Here is a 4,111-nt window from a genome sequence, read left to right on the forward strand (position 1 = left end):
CGGCCGTCATCTTTTTATAGATTGAATAGAAGTGCTTAGGGCGACCTTTGATTTCAGCTTTGACTGCGTACTCTAAAAGTCGATCTTGAATCACGCCAATGGTATCGCGAATATAGGTGTCACGATCACCTTTTTTCATGGCGACTTTTTCGGCCAAGCGATAATAGATTTCTGGATGCAAGAATCTTAGACAGAGATCTTCGAGTTCACTTTTTACCGAGTTAATACCAAGTCGGCTGGCAAGTGGTACATAGATATCTAATGTTTCTTGTGCAATCTTTCGTTGTTTTTCTTCAGAGACATACTGAAGCGTACGCATATTATGCATACGATCGGCTAACTTCACGATGATGACGCGAAGATCTTTAGCCATGGCCACAACCATTTTGCGGAAGTTTTCAGCTTGGCTTTCTTCTTTAGTTTTGAATTTGATTTTACTAATTTTTGTAAGACCAACAACAATTTGCGCAACGTTGGTATTGAATTCTTTTTCTAATTGCTCAGGTGTCACTTCGCAGTCTTCAACTACGTCGTGCAAAAATCCAGCAATAATCGAGTCCATATCGAGTCGAAGCTTGACCAATGTAACGGCGACATTACATGGGTGGATAAAGTAGTCTTCACCTGAACTTCGCTTTTGACCTGAGTGTGCTTTCTTTGCAAACTCGAAAGCATGCTTAAGCATCACAAAGTCAGCTTCTGGGAAGTATCCACGCACGCGTCTTTCAATCTCCTCGTACGGGAGTTCGCGCTCATGAGAAAAGTCTAGACGGTTATACATCCTTAAGCCTTAGGTATCTAAAATACTTTGAATAATCGTTTTTAAACGTGAATAAGCGCCGTCGAGCTCATCATTCACAACTCTGTAGTCATAATCGTGCTCGCGCAGCAGTTCTTTTTTAGCGTTGTCGATGCGAAGCTTAATCACTTCATCAGCTTCCGTACCACGTCCACGAAGTCTCGATTCAAGTTCATTGATTGATGGTGGCGCAATAAAGATAGCACGGGCCTTGTCCCCAAAAGCTTCCTTCATATTATCCACGCCCTGGACATCGAGATCAAAAAGCAAGTCCTTGCCCGATGCCAATCGTCCTTCGACAAAGCGCTTAGACGTTCCATAAAAATTGCCATGTACCTCGGCCCACTCCAAAAACTCGCCACGATCTCTCATGGAAATAAAATCAGAGCGATCAACGAAAAAGTATGCTTCGCCGTGCCTCTCTCCCGCTCGCTTAGGACGAGTTGTAGTTGAGACGCTTTCTTCTAAGTTTGGAAAATCCTTTTTTAAACGCTTAATTAACGTCGATTTTCCAGAACCAGACGGGGCTACGACCACAATGAGTTTTCCCGACTTATTCAAGATTTAATCCCTGCTCTCTAATTTTTTCTAACTGAAGTTTCATTTGAACGACTGCTTCAGACACTTCTTCAATGGAAGATTTTGAACCGATAGTATTGGTTTCTCTGCCAAGTTCCTGAACCATAAAGTCTATCTGTCTTCCCGCTTCACCACCATCACTCATAAGCTTTGAGAACTTTTGCAGGTGAGCGTTAATGCGATTGATCTCTTCGTGGACGTCCATTTTCTCAAGATAATAAATCACCTCTTGTAGATAGCGTGGCTCATCGATGGCGATCTCTTTGGAGAGGTCTTGTAATTTCTTTTTAAGTCTCTCTTCTACAACTTGCTTAAAGCTCTCGGCTTTTGACTCAATTTTAGAAAAGTTCGCGATATATTCTTTGCGGTGATTTTCCATAATCAACGAAAGCTTTTCGCCTTCTTGTAGACGCGATTTCTCCAGAGCATCCATGGCCAAGCTAAACGCTTTATCGAGTAAACTTGGCAGAACCGGATCTTTTTCTAAGTCCTGATCTTTTTGAAACTCATTTCGAAGAAAGGCGGTTGGATCGATATTGAGCACGACTGAAGACTTAGAAAGTGAGCCTGCAATTTTAGAGACAAAATCTTGAATTTTTGCTTCATCAATATCGTCAAACTTGGTCTTGCCTTCTGCTTTTTTTAGATGGATCGAAATATCGAAGCTACCTCTTTTAAAGCGCTCTCCAATTTGCTGGCGCAAATTTGTCTCAAGTGCATTAAAGGCACTTGGCATCCTAATTCTAATATCTTTAAAGCGATGATTTACTGATTTAATTTCAACGACGAGGTGGAAGTCATCATTTGCTACTTCTCCACGTCCAAAACCCGTCATTGACTGCAATGCACTCACTGTTTTTACCCTTACTTTTTCCAGACTAATGTTTGGTTACCGATTTGACGGAATTTTTCATAACGCTTTTTCTTAAGCTGATCCGGCTTCTTCGCCAGAAGTGTTTTCATTTCTTTAAGCACGGTCTTCTTAACAACATCGGCCGATGCATTCCAATCTCTATGTGCTCCACCGGCAGGCTCTGGAATGATTGAATCAATCACATTGAGTTCAAGCGCCTTATCCGGACCAAGCTGCAAACCATTCGCCGCAGTCTCGGCCATTTTAGGGTCGGCCCATAAAATCGAAGCACATGACTCTGGAGAGATGACAGAGTAAACGGAGTACTCCATCATTAAAACTTTATCGGCGACTGCGATACCTAGCGCTCCGCCTGAACCACCTTCTCCAATAACAACTGCAACAATAGGTGCATTGATATCAAACATTTCAGTTAAGTTCTCAGCAATGGCACTCGCTTGGCCGCGCTCTTCTGCGCCAATGCCAGGATAAGCACCCGGAGTGTCGACTAAAGCAATAATTGGAATTCCAAATCGACTCGCCATCTTCATCACTCGAAGAGCTTTTCTATAACCCTCAGGTCTTGGCATTCCGAAATTATGAGTAACTTTTTCTTTGGTTTTACGGCCTTTCTCAATTCCAACAACTGCAACTTTTTGACCATCCATATAGCCAAAACCTGCAATCATCGATTGATCGTCGGCAAAGTGACGATCACCTGCAATGTCATGGAATTCATCGACCATTAATTTTACATAATCGATTGTATGAGGACGATTGGGGTGACGTGATAATTGCACACGCTCCCATGAACTTAGGTTGCCGTAGATCTCTTTAATCAACATGGAGACTTTCTTTTGCAAAGCCTTTATTTCAGAACTGATGTCTACTTCAGGTCTGAGACTTGCTTGTTTAAGTTCTTCAATTTGATTTTCAAGATCACGTACTGGACGTTCAAAATCTAATGTAAATGTGTTGCTGAGATCACTCAAACTACACCCCCGAAAAAACACGAAGGAGGTGACTACTGCCCCTCCTTTTGTCTTTGCCTATAATCCGCTAACTCTAGTCAAAAACGCGCCATCTCTCAAGCCTAACGCGCCTCGCATATGCTTATTTATTAATCAACTGCCCAACCGTGCACCACACCGTTTTCAAAGTAGACGCGATGAACTTTTCCCTGCTCTCTAAACGACCAGCGCTCATTTTGAAAGCGTGGATCACCTGCATAATCTACATTTTGCGGCTCCCCCCAACTGGCAACGACATCTTGTTTATTCATTCCCATTTTTAACGCGCGCTCTTCGTAACGACTTTGATAAAATGAGCGAAGTGACAGGTTTCCCTCGTCCTTATAATTAGAGAGATAAGCATAGGGCTTAACAGTTTTATCTTCACCACCAGCTTGTTTAAGTCTCACATACTCTGCTTTTTCATAGGGAGAGAGGCTAAGATAGTAGATCTCCTCAGAGGCAGAACTGAGCACCGTTTTATCTTTTAAATATTGGGCATAGGTCGGCTCATCAAGGGTTGAAATCTTGTGCTTAAGCTCATTATTGATCGAGCGCTCAGCTTCAGATTGCTCTTTTGCAAACGCACTGGCGGGAGTTCTTCTCGCAATTTCATCAGGGCCACGATAGGCCTGTCCACTGTCGCCGGCCACGGTGGGAAAGTCCCTACCGGCCACCCAAGCCCCATCTGAGTCGCGATCCATCTCATCGATGAAACTTCGCCCAGGATATATGCCAGCACAACTAGTTAGAATCATTGAAAGCACTAATAAAATCGATAACTTAAACACTTTTAAACCCCTTAGATGACCCTCAGTCTCTCTAAGTCATTTATCGACGCCATAGCTGCTCAATTCAGTGTTTCACAAT

5 protein-coding genes are annotated in these 4,111 nt (G+C 42.9%); all 5 read right to left on the reverse strand.

The genetic code is table 11. The features are described from left to right. Positions 1-781: HD domain-containing protein (locus tag B3180_RS02050; RefSeq protein ID WP_286842677.1), on the reverse strand; the 781-nt coding region annotated here is incomplete at its 3' end. A gap of 9 nt (positions 782-790) precedes the next feature. Next, positions 791-1,360, reverse strand: coding sequence for a guanylate kinase (gene gmk / locus B3180_RS02055; RefSeq protein WP_286842679.1), 570 nt, complete (start codon positions 1,358-1,360; stop codon positions 791-793). After that, a complete protein-coding gene (locus tag B3180_RS02060; protein WP_286842682.1) occupies positions 1,353-2,231 on the reverse strand; it encodes a YicC/YloC family endoribonuclease in 879 nt (292 codons plus the stop codon). Before B3180_RS02060 ends, gmk begins: the two co-directional genes overlap by 8 nt. Before the next feature lie 11 nt (positions 2,232-2,242). Further along, positions 2,243-3,223: an acetyl-CoA carboxylase carboxyltransferase subunit alpha gene (locus B3180_RS02065; protein ID WP_286842684.1), complete on the reverse strand. Its 981-nt coding sequence runs from the start codon at positions 3,221-3,223 to the stop codon at positions 2,243-2,245. Positions 3,224-3,351: 128 nt separating this feature from the next. Continuing rightward, positions 3,352-4,032: a hypothetical protein gene (locus B3180_RS02070; RefSeq protein ID WP_286842687.1), complete on the reverse strand. Its 681-nt coding sequence runs from the start codon at positions 4,030-4,032 to the stop codon at positions 3,352-3,354. Between the last annotated feature and the right edge of the window lie 79 nt (positions 4,033-4,111).

It is taken from the genome of Idiomarina sp. UBA4206 (assembly GCF_002383015.1).
GTDB lineage: Bacteria > Pseudomonadota > Gammaproteobacteria > Enterobacterales > Alteromonadaceae > Idiomarina > Idiomarina abyssalis.